Here is a 24995-nt window from a genome sequence, read left to right as displayed (position 1 = left end):
AATTTATTAACTTTGCTTCTCGAAAAATTGAATGTATGGGATTACAGTTGCAACAAATAGACAGAGTAGAAACCATTACTAAAGAAGACTTCATAAAAAAATACTTCAAACCTCAAAAACCTGTGGTTATTGAACGTTTTATTGAAGACTGGCCAGCATACTCTAAATGGTCTTTAGATTATATGAAAGAAGTAGCAGGTGATAAAACTGTACCTTTATACGATAATAGACCTGTAGACTATAAAGATGGGTTTAATGAGCCTCATGCAACCATGAAAATGAGTGAGTATGTAGATTTACTAAAGCGCGAGCCTACTAAATTTAGAATTTTCTTATGGAATGTTTTAAAAGAAGTTCCACAACTACAAAAAGATTTCACTTTTCCAGATTTTGGTTTACGTTTAATGAAAGGGTTACCAATGCTATTTTTTGGAGGGCGTGATTCGTATACATTTATGCATTACGATATCGATTTAGCAAATATTTTTCATTTTCACTTTGAAGGAAAAAAGAAGTGTATTTTGTTTGACCAAAAACAAAACAAACACTTATATAAAATTCCACATTCATTAATTACTCGTGAAGATATTGATTTTAACGATCCTGATTTTGAAAAATGGCCTGCACTTAAAAACGCTGAAGGTCATGTTACTGAACTTGAGCATGGTAATGTATTGTACATGCCTGAAGGATATTGGCATTATATGCGTTATGTAACTCCTGGTTTTTCAATGAGTTTACGTGCTATTGCTCGCAATCCAAAAAACTTAGGAAAAGCCGTTTACAATGTTTTTGTTATGCGTACGATAGATAATGTTATGCGCCGTATTAAAGGGCAAAAGTGGATTGACTGGAAAAACAAACAAGCTATTATTAAAACAAATAAAGCTAATAATATTGCATCATAAAAAAAGCGCCGATTGGCGCTTTTTTTTATGATGATTAGAACCAACCTTTTTTATTAACTTGGTATGTTTCTACAAACTCTTCATCAGATTTTGTTAAATAAATAATACCTTCAATTAAACCAATTATACTGCTTATAAAACCTCCAAAACCACAAGTTAACACAGTTACTAGCAACATTATTACTCCTTCTTTTGTATACCCTAATACAAATTTATGAACTCCCAGTACTCCAACAATGATACCTAAAATACCCGCTAACACTCGTTTACTTTCTTGATTAGGAACAGTGTTCCCATTTTCATCAATTACATCCATTTTTTATTTATTTTATTTATTAGACGGTGCTAAATTTATAAAAAAGCTTCGTCTTTTGGCTCCCATAGTTCAATTTTATTTCCATCTAAATCTACAACCCATCCAAACTTGCCATAATCGTACTCTTCTACCTTGTCCATAACAGTGACTCCTTTTTCTTTTAGTTCTTCTAGTAATTCTACTAAATTTTCTACTCGATAGTTAAACATGAAGTCTTTTTTAGAAGGTTCAAAGTAATTAGTGTTTTTACTAAACGGACTCCATTGTGTTGAAGCTTTTTTACCTTCATTGTCTTTCCACCAAAAAGTACAACCCCAATCATCGGTATTAAAGCCCAAGTTGTTTTTATACCAATCTTTCGTTGCTTTAGTATCTTCAGTTTTAAAAAAAACTCCTCCAATTCCTATTACTTTACCTTTTTTCTTCATTCTATTTCTTTTTTATTACGGATTCATAAATATTTATCCATTCATCTACAGTCATTTTTGTACATAATTCAGTAATTAATTCATACGGAATATCATCTAACTTTTTAAAACGAATACAGCTTTTTCCCATGTCTATTTTTCTTTTTGAATGTTTAGGATATTCAGACACAAACCAATCGTGTAACTCTTTTTTAGCATAAATTCCACTATGATAAAGATTCACTGAGTTTTTTTGTGAAGCCAAATTTATAAAAGGCAAGGGGAGTTTTGGGTCACAATGATAACCATTCGGGTACTTTGAGTGTGGAACATAATAACCAATCATATTATAATTGATTCCTTCTTCAAACCCTTTAGGTAAGTTTTTTCGAATAAGTGTCTGTAGTTTTTTTACTACTTCTTGCCTTTCATTTGGTAATTGACTAATGTATTCTTCTACTGTAAATGCTTCGTATTTCATGTTTCATGAATTTGAAGCTACAAGTTAGCAAAATTTTACTTTGATTTTATCTACAATAGTCTGTGCTAGTTTTTCTTTACTTTCTATAGTCCAACCTGCAACATGGGGAGAAAGCAATACATTTTCAGCATGAATTAAATACTTGAATGCTTTAGGCATTTCTTGATCTGTAAATAGGTTTTCGAAGGATTTTTTTTCATACTCCAATACATCTAACCCTGCTCCTAAAATTTTCTTTGATTGTAACGCTGTTACCAAATCTTCTGTTACTACTGATTTCCCTCTAGCTGTATTTAACAACCAGAAAGGTTTTAAAAAATTATTAATGAACTTATCATTTACCATATTTAAAGTACGTTCAGTTTGAGGGGTATGTAAACTCAGCACATCAACTTTTTCTTGTAATTCTTTTAAAGAAACTTGTTTACAGTTTTCGTCGCTAACATTTGGTTTAATATCATAACAAATTACTTCCACATCAAAACCTCGGAGTTTTTTAGCAAAGGCTTTCCCCATGTTTCCATAACCGATAATTCCAACTGTTTTTCCATCAAGTTCAACGCCTCTATTCTCTTCACGAAACCACTTTCCTTCTCTCACCTCTTTATCTGCCTTATTAAGCTTATTAAATAAAGAAAGTAACATTCCTAACGCATGTTCTCCTACAGCGTTTCTATTCCCTTCTGGTGCTGAAATTAAGTTTATCCCTTTTTTTTTAGCATAATCACAGTCAATATTTTCTAACCCAGCTCCAACGCGTCCTATAAATTTAAGATTTGTCGCTTTATCTAAAAATGATTTATCAATAGTAAATCGACTACGGATGACAATTCCGTCATACTCGTGAATTTTGTCTTCAATTTCTGTTTTTGAAGAGGTATAATCTTCATAATTTTCAAAGCCACTCTCTTTTAACTGGTTAATTAAAAGAGAATGGTTTGTATCTAAATGTAAAATTTTCATCACTACATTTTCAAATTATCAAATTGATACATTGAAAAACTAATACTGTTCTTCTTCGTTTGGAAAGTCTTGACTCTTTACATCTGTAATATACTGTTCAAATGCATTTGTCATTCCTGTATATAAATCTAAGTATCTACGTAAAAAACGAGGATTAAACTCGTGTGTCATTCCTAACATATCGTGAGTTACCAATACTTGTCCATCTACTCCTGCTCCTGCTCCAATTCCAATAACTGGAATCGTTAAAGCTTCCGCTACTTTTTGTGCTAACTTAGCTGGAACTTTTTCTAACACGATAGCAAAGCACCCTAATTTTTCTAACATTAAAGCATCTTTCATTAACTTTTCTGCCTCTTCTTCTTCTTTTGCTCTTACGGTATAAGTTCCAAATTTATAAATAGATTGTGGTGTTAATCCTAAGTGCCCCATTACAGGAATACCTGCATTTAAAATTCGTTTAATAGAATCTTTTATCTCTTTTCCTCCTTCTAATTTAATCGAATGCCCACCACTCTCTTTCATTATGCGAATTGCAGAACGTAATGCCTCTTTTGGGTCTGATTGATAACTTCCAAAAGGCAAATCGACTACTACTAAACAACGATCAACTCCTCTTACCACCGAGCTTGCATGATAAATCATTTGATCTAATGTAATAGGTAATGTAGTTTCATGACCAGCCATTACATTTGATGCTGAATCACCTACTAAAATCACATCTATACCTGCACCATCAACAATTTTAGCCATGGTATAGTCATAAGCTGTAAGCATTGAAATCTTCTCTCCATTTGCTTTCATTTCAACAAGAGATTTAGTGGTAATTCTTTTATATTGTTTTTTTGCTACTGACATTTCTTTTATTTTATGGATTGTAAAAATACATAATTATTCAATGGTTTTATTTATTATAAACCTATAAGCGTTTCGTTTTTTACCTTTTTTAACCTCGTTAATCTTCTGTTAATTAAACTTTATCCATTCATTTTTTTAATAGTTTTACCTAACTAAACCAAACTAACATGCAAAAAACATGTACTCTATTAATTATTTTTGCTCTTTCAACAATGGTAAATGCGCAAGAAAATCCAGAAAAAAAAGCAATTAAAAATACTATTGAAACTTTTTTTGAAGGACTTCACAAAGGTGACAGTACTTTAGTAAGCTCTACACTTAATTCTACAATTAATATCCAAACTACGCATACTAATAAAGAAGGTAAAAAAATATTGATTACAGAAAGCAAAACAAAACTACTAACCGGTATTGCTAATAAAAAAGCTGAACATATCTATTTAGAAAAATTTTTGTCTTGGGACGTCAAGATTGATGGGAATTTAGCCTCAGTTTGGACTCCTTATGAATTTTATTTAAACGGAAAATTTAGCCATTGTGGTGCTAATTCTTTTCAACTTTTTAATAATAACGGAAAATGGGAAATTATATACTTAGTTGATATGAGACGTAGAAGTAATTGTAAAACAATTAAATAATAATTTTTATGAAAAAAATTTACTTTTTATTTTTATGTATTTCTAGTTTTAGTTTTGCTCAAGAATCTGAATTATTTCTTCCTGAATTATTTAATGGGTTGCCTAATGTTAGAGATTTTTCAATGAGTAAAAATCAAAATGAGTTTTATTTTACTGTTGAAAGTTATGCTAAAGAATATTCTTTTATAGCCTATTCGAAAAAAGTTAACGGGAAATGGCAAGAACCTGAAGCTGTTAGTTTTTCTGGTCAGTATAAAGACTTAGAACCCTTTTTATCTCCTGACGGATTGAAGCTTTTTTTTGCTTCTAACAGAAAAAACAACACCTCTAACGAGGTAAAAAAAGACATGGATATTTGGTATGTATCGCGAAAGTCTCTGTCTGATAATTGGTCTAACCCTATAAATGTAGGTGCTACAATTAATACTTCTGCTAATGAGTTTTACCCTTCATTAACAAAAAAAGGAGATTTGTTTTTCACCGCTGAATATAAAAACTCTAAAGGAAAAGAAGACATTTATGTAAGTAGATTTATTAATGGGAAATATACAACTCCTACTCCTCTAGATTCAAGCGTAAACTCTGAGAAATATGAATTCAATGCTTTTGTTGCTCCAGATGAAAGTTTTATTATTTTTACTTCGTACGGAAGAAAAGATGATTTAGGTAGAGGTGATTTGTATATAAGTAGAAAAGGGAATAATAACGAATGGTTACCTGCGAAACACTTAACTAATATCAATTCAAAAAAGCTAGATTATTGTCCTTTTGTAGATCTTGCAAATAATAAAATTTACTACACAACCAGTAAAAGTAAAATCTCAAATAAATTAAATGAAAAGAAAAACTTTAAAGAAATAATTGATTTTATTCAAAATAATCCTAACGGACTAAGTAGGGTTTACGTTACTTATTTCAATAAAAAATAACTTATCTTTGATTTAATGAATCTAACAAATCCTTCAAATACTTTATTTCCTGATAAATGGGTGGACAATTATGCTGACTACCTGTTTAATTACGCTATTGTACGTGTAAATAACTCAAATATTGCTAAAGATTTAGTGCAAGAAACATTTTTTGCAGGATTAAAATCAGCAAAGAATTTTGAAGGGAAGTCTACAGAACGAACATGGTTAATTTCTATTTTAAAAAGAAAAATAATCGATTACTACCGAAAAATAAATTCAAAAAAAGGACAAGCTGAAGTGCGAATGAATTTTTATGATAGTGGTGAAAATGAAGGGGATTGGATTGAAGAACGAGTACCACAAACCTGGGGTAATGATGCAGACAAGGATATTGAAAATGAAGAATTGAAAAACCAATTAGATTGGTGTATTGATAATCTCCCTGAAAAGTATGCTATGGTATTTAAAATGAAAACCATACAACAGTTTGAAACTGAAGATATTTGTAAGGAGCTAAATATTTCTCCGTCAAACCTATGGGTTATCATTCATAGAGCTAGAACACAATTAAGAGACTGTATGGAAAAAAATTGGTTTAATAAGTAAAAAAATAATGTTTAAATTTTTTAAAATTACATGTGATGAGGCCACAACCATTTGCGACAAGAGTCAATATGGAGAAGCTTCAGTATATGAAAAATTACAACTTAACTGGCACTTACTAACTTGTAAAATTTGTGCTTTGTACACGAAACAAAACAGAAAAATGTCTGATCTTTTTAAATTAAAATCAAAAGACTGTAAAAAACATACTGCTTGCTTGTCGAGTAAAGATAAGGAAAACTTAAAGGAACAATTAAATAAACTTAATTAGACGATTTTGGTTTTTAAAAAACCATTTTTTGATTTTTTGTTAGATTGAAACGGAATTTATTATAGTGATAAATTCCGTTTTTTTAATTTTGCACACTAAAAACGACTTATATGCACTTTTTACCTGAAGAATTAGATAATTATGTTGTTAAACACTCTCAAGCTGAACCCAAAATACTACAAGAACTAAGTAGAGAGACTTGGCAAAAAGTATTAAACCCTCGCATGTTAAGCGGAGCTTTTCAAGGAAGAGTTTTATCTATGATTTCAAAATTAATTCAACCTAAATCAATTTTAGAAATTGGTACTTATACAGGCTATTCTGCTTTATGTTTAGCTGAAGGGTTATCAAAAGAAGGAATGCTTTATACTGTCGATAAAAATGAAGAGTTAGAAGAACTTCAATACAAGTATTTTCAAAAGTCTGAATATAAGAACCAAATAGCGCAATACATTGGTAATGCTTTAGATATTATTTCTACTATTGATTCTAAATTCGATTTAGTATTTATAGACGCTGACAAGTCTAATTATGTAAATTACTTCCATTTAATCATTGAAAAAATGAATAAAGGTGGCGTTATTTTATCTGATAATGTCTTATGGAGTGGAAAAGTCGTTGAAGAGCTAGACTCTAAAGATATTGACACTAAAATACTTTTAGAATACAATAGACTTTTAAATGAAGATAGTCGCTTAGAAACCGTATTACTACCTATAAGGGACGGATTAACTATTAGTAGAGTTATTTAAAACTTACACAGTTTATGAGATACTACCTAATTTAACGACTTCTTTTTATAGGCCCAGTAAAATCGTCAATATTGTCTTTTACTTCGTTTACCTCTTTATTAATATCTCTTACAAAGTCTGTGTCTATACCTTGATTTTTTGCACTATCATTAATCTCTTTTTTAATATCATTAGTAGCGTCTTTAATTTGACGTATACCTTTTCCTAGCCCTCTTGCTATTTCTGGAATCTTATCTGCTCCAAATAACATGACTACAATTAACAAGATTACAAAAATCTCGGGTCCTCCAATAAATAAAAATATTCCATTCATCACTGCAAAGATAATTAAATTCAATCTGGTATTCTTTACTGAATAAAAAAAAGCCAAACAATATTTGCTTGGCTCTTAATTTTTATAATTTAAAACGTCTTAATCTGCAAGAATAATTGTTTTATTGTCTTTCATTTCTATAGTTCCAGATTTAATTTTTAAAGTTAAAACTTTATCATCTTCTGGTAACCTTTCAATGCTTCCATGTAAATCATCAAAAACTAAATGATCTTGTGTGTGTACGTGTACTTTTACTTTTCCTTCATTTAAAATAGATACCACTGGTGCGTGATTATTTAAAATTTGGAATTCTCCATTCACACCTGGCACTACTACAGAATCAACTTCTGATGAGAATAAAATAGCTTCTGGTGTTACGATTTCTAAAAACATAGTTTTATAGTATTGAGTATTGAGTTTTTTAGAAGTACTCACCTCTAAATTCTCAGATATTATTACTGGGTTTATGCTTCAACTAACATTTTCTCTCCAGCATCAATTGCTTCTTGAATTGACCCTTTTAAGTTAAATGCTGCTTCAGGGTATTTATCTAACTCACCATCCATAATCATATTAAATCCTTTAATCGTATCTTTAATATCTACTAACACTCCTTTTAAACCAGTAAACTGCTCAGCTACGTGGAATGGTTGAGATAAGAAACGTTGTACACGACGTGCTCTATGAACTACTAATTTATCTTCTTCAGATAATTCTTCCATACCTAAAATTGCAATAATATCTTGTAATTCTTTATAACGTTGTAAAATTTCTTTTACTCTTTGTGCACAGTTATAGTGTTCATCTCCTAAAATATCAGCAGTTAAAATTCTTGAAGTAGAATCTAATGGATCTACCGCTGGGTAAATACCTAACTCTGCAATTTTACGAGATAATACAGTAGTTGCATCTAAGTGAGCAAACGTTGTTGCTGGTGCAGGGTCAGTTAAATCATCTGCAGGTACGTAAACCGCTTGTACAGATGTAATAGATCCTTTTTTAGTAGAAGTAATACGCTCCTGCATAGCTCCCATTTCAGTTGCTAATGTTGGTTGGTAACCTACCGCCGATGGCATACGACCTAATAATGCTGACACCTCAGAACCTGCTTGTGTAAAACGGAAAATATTATCAACAAAGAATAATACGTCTTTTCCCTGCGCTTCACCTGCTCCATCACGGAAATACTCAGCAATTGTTAATCCTGATAAAGCTACACGAGCACGTGCTCCAGGTGGCTCATTCATCTGACCGAATACGAAAGTTGCCTTTGAATCTCTCATTCCTGGCTTATCAACTTTTGATAAATCCCATCCTCCTTCTTCCATAGAGTGCATGAAATCATCACCATACTTGATAATTCCAGACTCTAACATCTCACGCAATAAATCGTTTCCTTCACGAGTTCTTTCTCCAACTCCTGCAAATACTGATAAACCTCCGTGTCCTTTTGCAATGTTGTTAATTAACTCCTGAATTAATACTGTTTTTCCTACTCCTGCTCCTCCAAATAATCCAATTTTACCTCCTTTTGCATAAGGCTCAATTAAATCAATTACTTTAATTCCAGTAAATAACACTTCGGTAGAAGTTGATAAATCTTCAAATTTCGGTGCTTGACGGTGAATTGGTAAACCATCCTTACCTACTTTAGGTAAATCTCCTAATCCATCAATTGCCTCACCTGTTACATTAAATAAGCGACCGTAAATATCGTTCCCTATTGGCATTTGAATTGGGTTTCCTGTAGCGATTACTTCTGTACCTCTACTTAATCCATCAGTTGCATCCATAGATATTGTACGTACCGTATTTTCACCTATATGCTGTTGAACTTCTAAAACTAAGATAGAACCATCAGCTTTTTTAATTTCTAACGAGTCATAGATCTTTGGTAATTCAGCACTTCCTGTATTAAACTCAACATCGATTACTGGACCAATAATTTGAGAAACTTTACCTGTTATTGTAGACATTACTATATGTAATTAAAGTTATTTTATTTACTATATGAGTTTTAACTCATTTTTTCAAGGTGCAAAGGTAATTTTTTTAGTGGAATTTAAAAAACCTTTCGGAGTATTTTTCTATAAAAAAAAGCCTCACAAATGTGAGGCCTTTATTGATATTATGATTGTAGTTAAATTACTTTACTAATTTAATCTCAACACGTCTGTTTTCAGCTCTACCAGCTCTTGTTTTGTTATCAGCAATTGGGTAGTCTTCACCAAACCCAGCAGAAGTTAATCTTTTTGAATCAATTCCACCTTTAGTGATTAAGTAATCTAGAACAGCTTTTGCTCTTCTTTCAGATAATCTTTGGTTTAGTTTATTTGATCCTGAACTATCTGTATGCCCTTGGATGCTAAAGTTAGCTTTAGGGTATTCTTTCATAATTCCAGCGATTAATTCTAATTTACCAGTAACTCCTTTTCTAAAAGTGGTTTTTCCTGAGTTAAAGTAGATAGCTCTTGCGAACTCGTTTAATTTCTTAACAGCTTCTTCCTTAATTACTACCTCAGGACACCCGTTGTTAGATGCTACACCTGCTTCTTTAGGACATTTGTCGTCTTTATCTAATACTCCGTCTCCGTCAGTATCTGGCCAAGGACATCCGTTGTTAGCAGCTGGACCAGCAGTGTTAGGACACTTATCTTTTCCGTCTACAACACCATCTCCATCAGCATCAGGACAACCGTTATTAGCTTTAGTTCCTTTTTCAGTTGGACAAGCATCATCTTTATCAGCAATACCATCACCATCAGCATCAGGACAACCATTTAAAGCAGCTAAACCAGCAACTTCTGGACATGCATCGTCAGAATCTTTGATTCCGTCTCCGTCAGTATCAGGACATCCGTTGAATTCTTTTAATCCAGCAACTTCTGGACATGCATCATCTTTGTCATATACTCCGTCTCCGTCAGTATCCTTTCCTCCAAATTTAAATACTAAACCAATTGAGTGTTGGAAATGATCTTGAACTTTATCAGCAAATTCTTTCTTTCCTCCAGATTGGAAGTTTAACCCTAAATTATCGTTAAACCAAGTATTAAATCCTAAACCAGCATTTAACATCCCTTCTCCTTCGTCAGCTAAAGATGTATAACCTCCACCAACATATACATAAGGATCAAACCATCCTGTTTGACCAAATAAGTTGTTTAAGTCATACTTTACGTTAGCATCGATAGCCCAGTAAAGCTCATCCATATCATCTTCTTCACGGAAAGTTTCGATTTTATTTAACGATCCTGCTAATTGTAATGTAAAACCATCATTTAAGTATCTATCTACAGTTACTCTTGAAATTGATGGTAAGATATTCCAGTCACTAGTACCGATGTAATCTTTAGCATAATCTCCAAATTCCGTAGGGATCCTAACGTCTACTGCGTTAACCCCGAAACCAACCGCCCAAGGGTTGTCTGAATCCTGTGCGCTAACGTTTATTGCGGCAAACGCAAATAAAGCCATCACAGCTAATTTTAATTGTTTCATTATTAAAAATTTAAATTAAAAGTTCGTTTATATATTACGCAAATGTAAGTTGTTCAAACTTATTTACAAAAACAAATCTACAAAAACTTACAATAAATGCAAGTTTTTGCACAAGATATTTATATCACTTTTAGCTCTTTCCCAACCTTACTAAAAGCTTTTATTGCTCTGTCTAAATGTTCTTTTTCATGAGCTGCAGATAACTGCACTCGAATTCTTGCTTGCTCTTTCGGTACAACTGGGTAGAAAAAACCTATTACATAAATGCCTTCTTCTAACAATTTATTTGCCATGTCTTGAGATAGTTTTGCATCGTACAGCATCACAGGTACTATTGCTGCATCAGCTCCAACTAAATCAAAACCTGCCTTTTCCATTTCAGTACGGAAATAATTTGTATTCCATTCTAATTTATCACGTAATGTTGTATCATTTGATAATAAATCAAATACTTTTAATGAAGCACCTACAATTGCTGGAGCTAATGAGTTTGAGAATAAATATGGACGTGAACGTTGGCGTAAAATCTCTATAATTTCTTTTTTTCCTGTAGTATATCCCCCCATAGCTCCTCCAAGAGCTTTACCTAAGGTCCCTGTAACAATATCAACACGATCCATTACATTTTTAAGCTCTACCGTTCCTCTTCCTGTTTTACCAATAAATCCAGCGGCATGACATTCATCAACCATTACCATAGCATCGTATTTATCAGCTAAGTCACATATCTCATCTAGTTTCGCTACGATTCCATCCATAGAAAACACTCCATCTGTTACGATAATTTTAAATCGGTGACCTTGTTTATTCGCCTCAATTAATTGCTCTTCTAAAGAAGTCATGTCATTATTATTATATCGGTAACGTGCTGCTTTACACAAACGAACTCCATCAATAATAGATGCGTGGTTTAAACTATCAGAAATAATAGCATCTTCTTTGGTTAATAAAGGTTCAAAAACCCCTCCATTTGCATCAAAAGCTGCTGCATATAATATGGTATCTTCTGTTGTATAAAAATCAGCTATCTTTTGCTCTAATTGTTTATGAATATCTTGTGTCCCACAGATAAATCGTACAGATGACATTCCAAAACCATGCGTATCCATGGTGTCTTTTGCTGCTTGAATTACTTCTGGATGATTTGACAATCCTAAATAATTATTGGCACAAAAGTTAATCACCTCTTCTCCTGTAGATATTTTAATAACTGCATCTTGTGACGAAGTAATAATACGTTCTGATTTATACAATCCAGCATCTTTTATATCCTGAATTTCTTGTTCTAATTGTTCTTTAATTTTTCCGTACATAATTTATGTTTGAAAGTTGTTTGCTATAAAAGCCCAAAGTTAGTTGTTAAACTTCTTCAACCAAAATTTCTTCGTCAATATATACTAGTATTTTTTTTAACACTTCAATGTTTATTGACTTTAATACTCGTTCATATTTTAACAGCTGTTGATGGTATGCTTTGGATGGCTTTCCTGTTTTGTAATCAACAATCACTACTTCATTTTTTTGATTAAAAATCAACCGGTCTGGAATTATAATTTGATTATCAACGTCTACAATTTCTCTTTCATTAAACACTGTTACTTCTTTAGAAAAGTATTCTCTTAACTCTGAATGATTTACAATTCGCTGCATATCTTTTATTACTTCGGATGATTTTTCTTGCGGCAACACTCCTTGTTGCTCATAACGATAAACAACCTTTTCCACATCATCGTTAGTAATAATTTCTGCCATCATTTCATGAATCAAATTACCAAACTCAATAGCCTTTCCTTGCTCAGTATCCCACAATTTTGATGCACTTGCTAACATATGTATATTATGTTCTTTCCAAGGTGTAGATATAAAACCTTGTTGTATTTGGACTTGTGATATTTTTTCTTCTCGAACACTTACTCTTTCTTTATTTCCAAAGGAATATTCTAAAACCTCATCATTCCATTCATCTATTTTTTTTAAATAATTTATAAATACTCCTGAATAGAAATTGGTATTTTCCTCTCCTTTAGACGAAATCTTCTTTTCTGTTACTATATATAATTGTTCAACAGCTCTGGTAAGTGCAACATATAGTAGGTTAAAATTATCTAACTCTAACTCTTCTCTTTGTTGTTGATAAATTCCCAAACCTCTATCGTTTACATAATTCAAGTCTTTATTGAATGGAACCAATAACTCTTTGAAGCCATCATAGTTTTCTGGTAATTCATTTAACCAAACTTTCGGATTCACTTGTCGATACACATCTAAATCATATGGAAAAATAACCACAGGAAATTCTAGCCCTTTTGACTTGTGAATTGTCATGACTTGTACCGCATTTCCGCTTTCAGGAGCTACAATACTTAGTTTGTCTTTTTTTTCTGACCAGAAATCTAAAAACTCTTGAATACTTGTTCCTTTTCGTTGTTGTTCTAAAACTACATCTAAAAAGAACTGCACATAAGCATCTGAAGAAGTAATTAATTGAAATCCACGTATAATTTCCTCTATTTTCTCGTAAAAAGGTAACTGATGAAATGTAGATAAATCAAAAGACGTTCCGTAGCTTTTTAATTCTTGAAAAAGTTTTTCGTTTGGTTGATGAATCAACTTAGCTATAAACGAGTGTTTATCCTCTACAACTTTTAAGTGATTATGTAAAAAATAAAGAACTTCTAAACAGATTTCTTTATCTTTTGGATGTTGAATTACTTGTAAAACGTTTGCTATGAAATTAACCTTTGAACTATTTTCCAATAGTAATGTTTCCGAGGAAACTATATCAATTCCGTTTTCAGACAAGTAATTTGCTACTGCAATTCCATCTTTCTTTTTACGAACTAAAATACAAATCTCATTCAAAGAAAAATCAGTTTCTAATTCTTTAACAAGCTCTAAAATTTTCTTCGGATATTTATTTTTTTCTTCCTCTTTATTTGCTTCTTTTTCTAGAAAAGAGAGTGATACAAAACCTCCTTTTTTAGTGGTTGTTAATTGTTTATTCCCTTCAACAAACAATTGTTTATACGATTCGTTTTGAAGAAAGTTTGCTGTATGTTGAAAAAACTGATTATTAAAATTAATTACCTCAGCATAACTCCTAAAATTGGTTTCTAAAGTTTTTATTTCCTTCGTAATTTGAAACGGATTATCTTTTGCTGATCCTAATCCTATAAATTGTTCTGACTTCCCTCCACGCCAACGATAAATTGCTTGTTTCCCATCACCTACCAATAATAGATTGCTATTTTCTTGTGCTAACGCATTATCTATTAATGGAATTAGGTTTTGCCACTGCAAGGTTGATGTATCTTGCATTTCATCAATAAAATAATGCATAAACCGCTGCCCAATTCGCTCGTAAATAAAAGGTGCTGGTTGGTCTTTAATATTATCAGAAATTAACTGATTAAACTCAGCATTCAACCGTAAATTATTTTCTTCTTTTAAGTGCGATAATTCTTGATTGATATTATTTAAAACTGCTAACGGAATAATACTTTTCAATGCTAATTTGTTCATTGAAAACTGTTGATATAACTGTTCTGATTCTGTATACAATCTCAACAAATCTGGTAAAACTCCTTCAATCGCTGCTTTTATACCTTCTGATTTTGACTTAGAATAAAAATTACTCTCTTCAATTCGTTCTCTTAATTTACTTTGATCAAAAAACTTTGCTTTTTCTGGGTTTTGGGCCAACGCTACAAAATGATTTGGCAACATCGATCGGTAAAAATCTTTATGATCTAACTGTACTGCTTCAATTACCTGTAAACCTTCTTCTCCTAACTCTTTAAAGCGACCAACAATTTGCTTTTGATGCTTTTGTAACTTATTTTTAAGTGAAGTAAAATCGTTTAATTTCTTATCTGCTAGTTTTTTAAAGTGTTTTGTATCATCTTCATTCAGCAAAATTTTAGCAAATTCATTGAGTTCACGAGAAATATCCCATGACTTATCATCATCAGCTTTATCTAAAGAAAAATCAATCAGTAATTTAGTTAACGCTTCATCACTTCCTATTTTAGAAATCAATACATCTACAGCTTCGTTTAACAAAGAAACTGCATCCATTTCCACTTCAAAATTAAGTGGTAGTCCTAAATCATAAGCAAAACTCTTAATAATTTTATGGGTAAAACTATCAATAGTAGTAATTGAAAAAGCAGAATAATTCCGAAGAATTTCATCCAGTATTTTTTTACTTCGATCTTTTACAACAGTTCTATCAAGCAATGTTTCTTCTAAAATAATCTCTAGTAAATCGTTTGTTTCTCCTTCTGCAAAAGCTTGTAAATTATCCAATACACGCTCTTTCATTTCTCCGGCAGCTTTATTGGTAAATGTAATTGCCAATATTTTTTGAAAGCGAAAAATATCTTCGGATTGTAATAAAACTTTCAGATACTCCTTTACCAGAGTAAATGTTTTACCACTTCCCGCAGAAGCATTGTATACTTGAAAAATGGATGGTTTATGCACTAGTTAAATTTTATGCAAAATACAAAAAGCTAAACAGGATTTGTTTAGCTTTTTTAAGTTTATTCTTATTTAGTTCCTATCCTAAACCAACATCCAACGACATCATTACAATAAACCCTCCAATGAAGCCTAGAGTTGCGATATCAGTATATTTATCTCGTTGTGTTTCTGGAATTACTTCTTCAACTACTACAAAAATCATTGCTCCTGCTGCAAACGCTAATGCGTAAGGTAAAATCGGTGTAAAAAAAGATACTGCTACAGCTCCTAAAACAGCTGCCATAGGCTCCACAATAGCTGACAATTGTCCGTACCAAAAACTTTTAAAACGCCCCACTCCTTGTCTTCTTAAAGGCATTGCAACTGCAAATCCTTCTGGGAAATTTTGAATTCCAATACCAATAGCTAATGAAATAGCAGCGATAATCATTTCGGTTTGCTCTACTCCTACCATTGTAGAAGCCGCTCCAAACAACACTCCAACTGCTAAACCTTCTGGGATATTATGTAAAGTAATTGCCAACACTAATAAGGTTGTTTTGTGCCAACTTGTTTTTACACCTTCAACTTCATGCTCTTTAAAATTAATATGTAAGTGCGGTAATATTTTATCCATACCAAACAACGCTAAAGCCCCCAAAGCAAAACCTATTGCTGAAGGAAACACCTTTACAAACCCTTCTCCTGGGCTGTTATCTATTGCCGGTGCCAGCAAACTCCAAAAACTTGCTGCTACCATTACTCCTCCTGTAAAACCTAGCATTCCATCTAAAACAGCTCGGTTCATTTTTTTGAAAAAGAACACTAAACTTGCTCCTAAAGCGGTCAAACCCCATGTAAAAAGGGATGCATATAAAGCTGCTTGAATTGGATGCTCTTTTCCAAAAGCTACTAATTGATCAAATGTATTCATATGTTTTTATATAATTTTTTAATGTGATTTTTGCAGATATAAATTACTTGCTATTTTATTGGACACAGAAAGTATTTTACCTTCCATCTCTATTATTAAAGAACCATCAAAAGGTTCTTTTTCTATAATTTTTATTTGTTTTCCTAAAGCGATTCCTTGTTTATCTAAAAAACGTAAAAATTCTGAAGAGCTGTCGTCTACCCCTACACAAACTCCTATTTCTTCTTTTTTAAAAGTGGATAACAAACTTTTTTCTATTATTTGCAAGTTTCCTTCTTTATCTGGAATAGGGTCTCCATGCGGATCTCTTTTTGGATAATCTAAAAAAGCATCTAGTTCATTAATTAATTTGGGAGATTTAATATGTTCTAGCTGCTCTGCAACTTCGTGCACTTCATCCCAAGAAAAATTTAATTTATCTACTAAGAAAACTTCCCATAATCGATGTTTACGAACAATATTTGCAGCTATTTTTTTTCCAAAATCGGTTAACGTTACTCCTTGATACTTTTTATAACTAACCACATTTTTTTCTGATAGTTTTTTAACCATATCTGTTACCGAAGATGCTTTTGTATCTAGTTTTTTTGCAATTGCATTCGTACTGATTCCTTTTTTATAATCAGCAGCCAAATGATACATTGTTTTTATATAGTTTTCTTCAGACTGACTAAACATCTCTATTTTTTTAGGTATGCAAATATATAGTTTTTGATTTAATTAAACATATTTTTAGTCTAGACTAAAAATTAATTTATATTTGCATAAATTTTTATTTTAAAACTGTTTAACAGGAAACTATTTTCAACATGAAAAATCACATTGCCTTAGCTTTAATATTAGTATCAAGCATTGTAAATGGACAAACGATTAAAGGAAAAATTACTTCTTCCACAGGAGAAACCATACCGTTTGCTAATGTATTTATAAAAGGAACAGAAGACGGAACTACCACAGATGAATTAGGTAACTATAGATTAGAGACAACAAAAAACAAATTTGTCTTAGTTGCATCTAGTATTGGTTTTTTGTCAGAAAGAAAAACCTTCACTCTAAATCCTTCAGAAGAAAAAACAGTCAATTTTACATTAACAGAAACTGCTGAAATTTTAGATCAAGTTACTGTTACAGGTACTCGTACCGATAAACGTAGAACCAATAGCCCTGTTATTGTAAATGTTATCAACAGTCAAACCTTGGCAGATGTACAAGCATGTAACTTATCGGAAGGATTAAAGTTTCAAACTGGTTTACGTGTAGAAACCGATTGTCAAACTTGTAATTATACACAACTCCGAATGAATGGTTTAGCTGGCGGATACTCTCAGATTTTGATTAATGGTCGTCCTATTTTTAGCCCGTTAACTGGATTGTACGGATTAGAACAAGTACCTACCAACATGATTGAACGCATTGAGGTAGTACGTGGTGGTGGTTCTGCCTTATATGGCTCTAGTGCTATTGGTGGTACGGTGAATGTAATTACCAAAATCCCAAAGAAAAACAATTACAGTATAGGTTACACCTATCAGAATATCAAAGGTGCTTCAGATCATATTATTTCCGGAAATGCTACTGTTATAAATGAAGACAGAAATGCTGGTGCTTCATTTTTTATCAATAACAGAAAAAGAGAACTGTATGATGCTAATGGTGATAATTTTTCTGAGCTACCTGAGTTAAAAAATAACTCATTTGGAACTAATTTGTTTTTCCTTCCAACAGATAATCAAAAAATAGAGGTTAACTTTAGTAAAATGAATGAATATCGTTATGGTGGTGAAATGGTAGATAAAGCTCCTCATTTTGCGCTACAATCAGAAGAACGTGTACACGATGTTTATGTAGGAAATATTGATTACCAAATTAATTTTAACGATGATAAGAGTTCAATTATTTCTTATTTTGCTACACAATATACCGATAGAGAACATTATACAGGAATTCGTCCAGATGTTGGCACTCCTCAGGACACAGATCATTTAGCAAAACCTCCGTATGGAAACTCAACTACAACTACTTTTCAAGGTGGCTTACAATTCAACCACCAATTAGAGGAGTTTTTAGGAGGAAATAATGTATTTACTTTAGGTGGTGAATTTGTACAAGACGATGTTTTTGATGTTATTGAAGCATACGAATACAAGGTAGATCAATTAACTCAAAACTTCGGGTTCTTTTTTCAAAGTGATTGGGAAATAAACAAACAGTTAAATCTACTAACGGGTGTTCGTTACGACAATCATAAATTGAATGCTTTAAAACAAGACGGAACTCAAAAAACCATTGTTAACAATGTAGCTAGCCCAAGAGTATCTTTATTATTTAAACCTTTTGAAAACACACAAATTAGAGGAACATGGGGAACTGGTTTTAGAGCTCCACAAGCTTTTGACACCGATCTACACATAGCTTTTGCTGGTGGTGGAATTTCTCGAGTATTGTTAGCAGATGATTTAAAAAGAGAACGTTCTAATAGTTATACTTTATCCTTTAATTACGACAAACCTACCGAACATTATATTTACGGGTTCACCTTTGAGAGTTTTTACACAAATTTAAAAGATGCTTTTTATTTAGAATCTATTGGAGAAGATGCTTTTGGTGAAGTTTTTGAAAAAAGAAATGGTGATGGTGCCGTAGTAAAAGGAATCACTTTAGAAACACGATTAAATTATGATGGTATCTTGCAACTAGATGCGGGCTTTACCTATCAGTCAAGCAAGTATAACTCAGCCGTTAACAATTCAGACGAACTATCTTTAAAAAAAGAGTTTTTACGTACACCTAACACCTATGGGTATGCTACTGCGACTTATACTCCAAACCAAAAATTTAAAACAGCTTTAAATTTAGTGTATACAGGAAATATGGAAGTATTGCATTTAGCTTCTCCACAAAATCTAACAGCAGATGAGTACTTTACCTCTCCTTCTTTTTTTAACTTAGGAATTAACACTAGTTATAATTTTAATTTAGAAAAACTAAGCACTAACCTAGAGCTTACTACTGGAATTAAAAATATTTTTGATGCATATCAATCAAAGTTTGATATAGGTAAAGAACGTGACAGCAATTTTATTTACGGTCCAGCTACACCAAGAACCTTTGTTATTGGTATAAAGTTTACAAACAATTAATACTTTAGTAACATATCAAAAACTAGTTAACATTAAATAAACATTCAAATAATACAAACGTAATTCCTACATAACATTAGCTTTACTGTTTAACTTGAATTTTGCATGATAAATAAACAGAATTCAAAGATTAGAATGAAAAAAATATTATTTATAGCTTTTTTAAGCTTATGTAATTTAGCATTTTCTCAAAGTGGTAAAGGAACTATATCTGGAGTTGTTACTGATAAAGAGATGAATGGAGAAGCATTGCCTTTTGCCAATGTTTTTATTAAAGGGACATCTATAGGAGGAACTACAGAGATGGACGGTAAATACACTTTAAATGTACCTGTTGGAAATCAAACTATCGTTTTTAGTTTTATTGGATATCAAACTATTGAAAAACAGATTACTGTAAAAGAGAACGAAAACACAACTGTAAACCAAGAGTTAGGTGCTAACGAAGGCGTTACCTTAGACGAGGTAAAAATTAATGCAACTGTTAGTAGAGAGAAAGAAACTGCCTTATTATTAGAACAAAAGAAAGCTGTTACTATTGAAACAAAAATAGGTAACCAAGAGCTTTCTAGAAAAGGTGTCAGTGATATTGCCACAGCTGTTACTAAAACTACTGGAGTATCTAAACAAGAAGGCTCTGGTGGGGTATTTGTAAGAGGACTTGGAGATAGATATAATGTAACAACGTTAAATGGGCTTCCTTTACCATCTAACAATCCTTCAAAGAAAAACATAGATTTAAGTATTTTTTCTACAGATATTGTCGAGTACATAGGCCTAGATAAAACTTACTCTACCAAAAACTATGGGGATTTTGGTGGCGCTAATATAAACATCTCGTCTAAGGTATATAAAGGAAAAGGATTTGCTGAAATTAACTTGGGTACTTCTTTAAATTCAGTTGCTGTTCAAAAAAACAAATTTTATGTAGCTGACGGGCCAAATAGTTTTGGTTTCTACAAAACATATTATCCTGCTTTCCCTTTAAATAATTACAACTTCACTACAAGCTGGGATAAGCAAACAGGAAACTTCCCTATTAACTCTTCTATAGCAATTAAAGGAGGAGATTCATATAATCTATCAGACAATACAAAAGTAAGTTTTTTTGCTGTTGGATCATTTGACAATGCTTATAGTTATAAACAAGGAGTAGCTAGAGGCGATGTTAATGTTTCAGGAGTGGCTAGAAAAAATTTAACCAGAGAATCATATTCTTATGACACAAACACCTCTTTAATGGGGAATATTCGTTTAAAACATAAAGGTCATGAGTTTAAATACAATGGAGTAATGATAAATAACTCTAGTAATTCACATGATGACTACCAAGGTATTTATGATGTTTTTGACAACGCTCCTGAAGGCGGTGCTGTAATTCAAAGACAAACATTTATGAGAAACACTTTATACGTTCATCAATTACTAGGAAATCATAGAATTAGTGACACTTTTAAAGCTGAATGGGGAGCTGCTTATAATTTCAACAAAAATAACATTCCTGACCGTAGACAAGCAACAGTTCTACCACACAGAAATGACGAACCTAATGGTCCTAAATCTTTTTTCTTAATAAGTAATGATTCTGATAACCATAGATTCTACTCTGATTTAGAGGAAGAGGAGTTAGCTGCAAATGCAGCTGTTACATATCAGTTCGTTAAAAATAGTGATGACATATACAAGGCTAAAATTAAATTAGGATACAGCGGAAGGTTTAAAAATGTAGATTTTGATGCTACTCAATTTAACTTTGCCATCAATCAAAGAACAACACAACCATTTATAGATGATGTTTACAATTTAGACAGTTATTTTAATCAAGCTAATTTTAATGCTGGTCTATACACTATTAGGACATTTAGAGGCGGTTTAGGTACATCTACCAATGTTTTATTACCTCAAACATATGGAGGAAATCAAAACATTAATGCTGGATATTTAGAGGTTGAATATAAATTTTCTGATACATTTACAGGTGTTTTTGGTGTAAGAGGAGAGCAAATTAATCAATCATTAGAGTACAATACATCCGTTAACGCGGGTCAAAGCGAGTTAGATCAATTACAAATTTTACCAGCAACATCATTAAAATATACTCTTAATGATAAACATAACTTAAAATTTGCTGCTAGTAAATCATATACTTTACCTCAATTTAAAGAAAGAGCTCCATTTCTTTATGAAGGCGTTGTAAACAGTTCTATTGGTAACCCTAACTTATATTCTTCAGATAATTACAATGCTGATTTCAAATGGGAATACTTCCCTGAAAGAGAAGAAGTTATCTCTATCGGAGTATTTGGTAAGTACATAGAAAACCCTATTAACGAAATAAGAATAAACTCAGCTTCTAATGATATTAGTTATGCTAATACTGGAGATTGGGGTATGGCCTATGGGGTTGAGTTAGAATTAAGAAAAGTATTATTTAACAAGGAAATTGGAGAAAACGCTTTAAGTAATAAATTAACTTTTGGTTTAAATGCTTCATATATGAATCATGAGCAAGAGTTAGATAAAGATAAAGTTATTAATGAAAACCCAGGAACAAGTGTAGATTTTAGTGAGACAAGAGATGGTTTTGCTGGTGCTTCTGACTTATTAATCAATACTGATTTAAGTTTCAAAAAAGGCTTTAATAATGGAATGAACTTTCAGTCAACATTAGTATACAACTACTTCTCTGATAGAATCTTTGCTTTAGGTACTGAAGGAAAAGGGAACTTAGTTGACAAAGGTTTTGGTACACTTGATTTAATATTAAAATCAAAACTAAATGAAAAGCTAAGCCTTGGAATTTCAGTAAAAAACCTTCTAAACCCTTCCGTAGAAAGACTTCAAGATAATCAAGACGTTACAATTTTATCTTACAACAAAGGAGTTGACTTTAAGCTATCGTTATCATATAACTTTTAATTAACAATCCTATAACTCAACATTAATTTTACCTGAACACTTAGTTAATGTTGAGTTTCTTTATTTGTGTTATTAAAATAAATTAACTATAAACAAAATGAGAAAACAAATTTTTACCCTTATAATAATGGCTGCTACGCTATCTACAGTAGTATCTTGTGGGGAAGATGACCCAATTCAGACTTCTTCTTGTTCTGATGGAATTCAAAATGGAGATGAAACAGGTGTTGACTGTGGTGGTTCTTGTCAACCTTGCGGCTCTGCAGATTTATCAGGAGAAGTATCTACTGAAGTGACCTTAGATGCTAGTGTTACTTATAAACTAACTGGTTCTTATGTAGTGAAAAAAGGTGGTATTTTAAATATTCCCGCTGGTACAAAAATAGAAGCAACTGGAGGTACTTCTGCATACATCGCTGTAGCTCAAGGAGGAAAAATCTTTATAGATGGTAACAAAGATAACCCAGTAGTTATGACCTCTGGATCTTCTAACCCAGCAGCAAAAGACTGGGGAGGTTTAGTAATCTGTGGTAATGCTCCTACAAATGTAGGTAGTACAGCTACATCAGAAGTTGCTGGTTTAACTTATGGTGGAAATATGGCTGATGACAACTCTGGTTCTATTCGTTATTTAAGAATTGAATATACTGGAGCTACTTTTAACTCATCTAAAGAATTTAACGGACTTTCTTTATTCGGTGTAGGTTCTGGAACTACTTTAGAGTATGTTCAATCTTTCGAAGGTGGAGATGACGGAATCGAATTTTTCGGAGGTACAGTTAATGGTAAATATTTAGTTTCTACTAACTCAGGAGATGATTCTATTGATTTTGCTGACGGATGGGCTGGAACTGGTGAATATTGGTATATCTCTGGAAGTGCTAAAGCTGGTATCGAAGGATCTAATAATGGAGATAACGGAGATGCTGCTCCTGTAACTAACGCTACTTTAAAAAACATTACAGTAGCTGGTCCTGTAACTGAAGGAGCTTTATATTATAAAGAAGGGGGTGGAAACTTTACCATTGATAACCTCTATATATCAGGTGTTGATTTAGGTGTAAAAGCAAAATCTACTGATGCGGAAGCTGGTGTGAGAATTGAAAATGGTGACTTAAAAATGACCAATGTTCAGTTCGCTGAAAATGTTGATGGTTTTACTTTGACTGATTATACAGGTGCTAATCAAAGTTTTATAAATCAAGGAATTGCTACTGGGGCTGGTAATGGTGCTGCTGCACCAAACTGGACTGCAGGATGGACAAGAGGTCTAAGTAATAGTGGTGTTTCTAAAGAAAACTTAGCTGGTGAAGTAACAGGTGACGTTTCATTAAAAGCTGACGTAGAATACCAATTAACAAGTGCTTTTGTAGTAAAAGAAGGAGGTAAGCTAACAATTCCTGCAGGAACAGTTATTAAGGCTACTGGAGGTACTTCTTCTTATATAGCTGTTGCTCAAGGAGGACAAATCTTCATCAATGGAGAGGCTAACAATCCTGTAATTATGACTTCAAATTCAGCTACTCCAGCTGCAAAAGACTGGGGAGGACTAGTTATATGTGGTAAAGCTCCTACAAATGTTGGTTCTGTTGCAACTTCAGAAGTTGCTGGTTTAACTTACGGTGGAAACACAACTGATGACAGTTCTGGTTCTATTCGTTATTTAAGAATTGAATATACAGGAGCATCTTTTAACTCATCTAAAGAATTTAACGGACTTTCTTTATTCGGTGTAGGTTCTGGAACTACTTTAGAGTATGTTCAATCTTTCGAAGGAGGAGATGACGGAATCGAATTTTTCGGAGGTACAGTTAATGGTAAATATTTAGTTTCTACTAACTCAGGAGATGATTCTATTGATTTTGCTGACGGATGGGCTGGAACCGGTGAGTACTGGTACATCTCTGGGAGTGCCAAAGCTGGTATTGAAGGTTCTAATAACGGAGATAATGGAAATGCTACTCCTGTAACTACAGCTACTTTAAAAAACATCACTGTAGTGGGACCCGTAACTGAAGGAGCTTTATATTACAAAGAAGGTGGTGGAAACTTTACTATTGATAACCTCTATATATCAGGTGTTGATTTAGGTGTAAAAGCAAAATCTACTGATGCGGAAGCTGGTGTGAGAATTGAAAACGGTGACTTAAAAATGACCAATATTCAGTTTGCAAACAATGTCGCTGGCTTTGCTTTAACAGATTATACAGGGACTAACCAATCATTTATTTCTGAAGGAACTACCACAGGTGCTGGTAATGGCGCTGATGCTCCTGACTGGACAAATGGATGGACAAAAGGTTTATAGCAGTAACTTAAACTAAAAATTATAGAAAACCGAGCAAATTGCTCGGTTTTTTTGTTTTATAGTTTATTTACTTTTTAGTAATCTCTGGTTAACTCATAAACGAGGGAAAATCTTGATTTTTATAGCGATTAATTTATAAAATATAAAAACTATGAAAAAAAATTACATTAATTACATTATTCATTTTAAGTTTCTCATGCTTTTCTCAGGCCATAGATGTTATAGACTTTAAGGTAAATGAAACAAAAGGACTAACATTTCCTGCTGGCACAAGATTTGATTTTGAATTTAAAATTAAAGGGAACTAT

At 32.4% G+C, this 24995-nt stretch carries 22 protein-coding genes; 9 read left to right on the top strand and 13 right to left on the bottom strand.

The features are described 5' to 3' along the window. Positions 1 to 35: 35 nt before the first annotated feature. A complete protein-coding gene (locus Q4517_RS01605) occupies positions 36 to 908 on the top strand; it encodes a cupin-like domain-containing protein (RefSeq protein WP_303505471.1) in 873 nt (290 codons plus the stop codon). A gap of 34 nt (positions 909 to 942) precedes the next feature. Here the strand turns inward: Q4517_RS01605 and Q4517_RS01600 are convergent, their stop codons facing one another. The 5 genes from Q4517_RS01600 to panB are packed head-to-tail and all read right to left on the bottom strand — an operon-like array spanning position 943 to position 3933. Continuing rightward, on the bottom strand, positions 943 to 1224 hold the full coding sequence (locus Q4517_RS01600) for a TM2 domain-containing protein (protein ID WP_303505469.1): 282 nt from the start codon (positions 1222 to 1224) through the stop codon (positions 943 to 945). 35 nt (positions 1225 to 1259) lie between these two features. Next, entirely contained in the window at positions 1260 to 1652 is a 393-nt protein-coding gene (locus Q4517_RS01595) for a VOC family protein (protein WP_303505467.1), read from the bottom strand. 1 nt (position 1653) lies between these two features. Beyond that, a complete protein-coding gene (locus Q4517_RS01590; RefSeq protein ID WP_303505465.1) occupies positions 1654 to 2112 on the bottom strand; it encodes a DUF1801 domain-containing protein in 459 nt (152 codons plus the stop codon). 24 nt (positions 2113 to 2136) lie between these two features. Further along, positions 2137 to 3075, bottom strand: coding sequence for a 2-hydroxyacid dehydrogenase (locus tag Q4517_RS01585; RefSeq protein ID WP_303505463.1), 939 nt, complete (start codon positions 3073 to 3075; stop codon positions 2137 to 2139). A gap of 39 nt (positions 3076 to 3114) precedes the next feature. Beyond that, complete coding sequence (gene panB, locus Q4517_RS01580; RefSeq protein WP_115899863.1) at positions 3115 to 3933, bottom strand: 3-methyl-2-oxobutanoate hydroxymethyltransferase; 819 nt, start codon at positions 3931 to 3933, stop codon at positions 3115 to 3117. 167 nt (positions 3934 to 4100) lie between these two features. On the opposite strand from panB, the gene Q4517_RS01575 reads away from it, so the two are divergent. From Q4517_RS01575 to Q4517_RS01555, 5 genes are all read left to right on the top strand, one after another. Further along, complete coding sequence (locus tag Q4517_RS01575; protein ID WP_303505460.1) at positions 4101 to 4571, top strand: nuclear transport factor 2 family protein; 471 nt, start codon at positions 4101 to 4103, stop codon at positions 4569 to 4571. 8 nt (positions 4572 to 4579) lie between these two features. After that, entirely contained in the window at positions 4580 to 5500 is a 921-nt protein-coding gene (locus Q4517_RS01570; RefSeq protein WP_303505458.1) for a hypothetical protein, read from the top strand. 15 nt (positions 5501 to 5515) lie between these two features. Next, the gene (locus tag Q4517_RS01565; protein ID WP_303505456.1) at positions 5516 to 6088 is read left to right on the top strand and encodes a sigma-70 family RNA polymerase sigma factor; all 573 of its coding nucleotides are present in this window, start codon (positions 5516 to 5518) and stop codon (positions 6086 to 6088) included. 7 nt (positions 6089 to 6095) lie between these two features. Then, positions 6096 to 6356, top strand: coding sequence for a hypothetical protein (locus tag Q4517_RS01560; protein WP_303505454.1), 261 nt, complete (start codon positions 6096 to 6098; stop codon positions 6354 to 6356). A gap of 110 nt (positions 6357 to 6466) precedes the next feature. After that, complete coding sequence (locus Q4517_RS01555; RefSeq protein ID WP_303505452.1) at positions 6467 to 7108, top strand: O-methyltransferase; 642 nt, start codon at positions 6467 to 6469, stop codon at positions 7106 to 7108. Between the two features lie 31 nt (positions 7109 to 7139). On the opposite strand, the gene Q4517_RS01550 is transcribed toward Q4517_RS01555, so the two are convergent. The 8 genes from Q4517_RS01550 to Q4517_RS01515 form a co-directional block, all read right to left on the bottom strand. Then, a complete protein-coding gene (locus tag Q4517_RS01550; RefSeq protein WP_303505525.1) occupies positions 7140 to 7421 on the bottom strand; it encodes a twin-arginine translocase TatA/TatE family subunit in 282 nt (93 codons plus the stop codon). Between the two features lie 99 nt (positions 7422 to 7520). Then, a complete protein-coding gene (locus tag Q4517_RS01545; RefSeq protein ID WP_115899854.1) occupies positions 7521 to 7814 on the bottom strand; it encodes a F0F1 ATP synthase subunit epsilon in 294 nt (97 codons plus the stop codon). A 71-nt stretch (positions 7815 to 7885) separates the two neighbouring features. Then, entirely contained in the window at positions 7886 to 9397 is a 1512-nt protein-coding gene (atpD, locus tag Q4517_RS01540; RefSeq protein ID WP_303505445.1) for a F0F1 ATP synthase subunit beta, read from the bottom strand. A gap of 169 nt (positions 9398 to 9566) precedes the next feature. Then, positions 9567 to 10922, bottom strand: coding sequence for an OmpA family protein (locus tag Q4517_RS01535; RefSeq protein ID WP_303505443.1), 1356 nt, complete (start codon positions 10920 to 10922; stop codon positions 9567 to 9569). A 119-nt stretch (positions 10923 to 11041) separates the two neighbouring features. Continuing rightward, entirely contained in the window at positions 11042 to 12235 is a 1194-nt protein-coding gene (gene kbl / locus Q4517_RS01530) for a glycine C-acetyltransferase (RefSeq protein WP_303505441.1), read from the bottom strand. A gap of 46 nt (positions 12236 to 12281) precedes the next feature. Beyond that, entirely contained in the window at positions 12282 to 15407 is a 3126-nt protein-coding gene (locus Q4517_RS01525) for an exodeoxyribonuclease V subunit beta (RefSeq protein ID WP_303505439.1), read from the bottom strand. 76 nt (positions 15408 to 15483) lie between these two features. Further along, on the bottom strand, positions 15484 to 16320 hold the full coding sequence (locus Q4517_RS01520) for a ZIP family metal transporter (protein ID WP_303505436.1): 837 nt from the start codon (positions 16318 to 16320) through the stop codon (positions 15484 to 15486). Between the two features lie 18 nt (positions 16321 to 16338). Then, positions 16339 to 16998, bottom strand: a complete 660-nt coding sequence (locus Q4517_RS01515) for a metal-dependent transcriptional regulator (RefSeq protein ID WP_303505434.1) — start codon at positions 16996 to 16998, stop codon at positions 16339 to 16341. A gap of 131 nt (positions 16999 to 17129) precedes the next feature. Between Q4517_RS01515 and Q4517_RS01510 the strand changes: the two genes are divergently transcribed. The 3 genes from Q4517_RS01510 (at position 17130) to Q4517_RS01500 (ending at position 24687) form a co-directional block, all read left to right on the top strand. Continuing rightward, positions 17130 to 19460, top strand: a complete 2331-nt coding sequence (locus tag Q4517_RS01510; protein WP_303505432.1) for a TonB-dependent receptor — start codon at positions 17130 to 17132, stop codon at positions 19458 to 19460. A 135-nt stretch (positions 19461 to 19595) separates the two neighbouring features. Continuing rightward, positions 19596 to 22379: a TonB-dependent receptor gene (locus tag Q4517_RS01505; protein WP_303505430.1), complete on the top strand. Its 2784-nt coding sequence runs from the start codon at positions 19596 to 19598 to the stop codon at positions 22377 to 22379. A 97-nt stretch (positions 22380 to 22476) separates the two neighbouring features. Further along, a complete protein-coding gene (locus tag Q4517_RS01500; RefSeq protein ID WP_303505427.1) occupies positions 22477 to 24687 on the top strand; it encodes a hypothetical protein in 2211 nt (736 codons plus the stop codon). Positions 24688 to 24995: the final 308 nt, after the last annotated feature.

It is taken from the genome of Tenacibaculum sp. 1_MG-2023 (assembly GCF_030547425.1).
Taxonomy (GTDB): domain Bacteria; phylum Bacteroidota; class Bacteroidia; order Flavobacteriales; family Flavobacteriaceae; genus Polaribacter.
The sequence above is the reverse complement of the archived record's forward strand: the minus strand, read 5'-3'. Positions and strand labels throughout refer to the sequence as shown.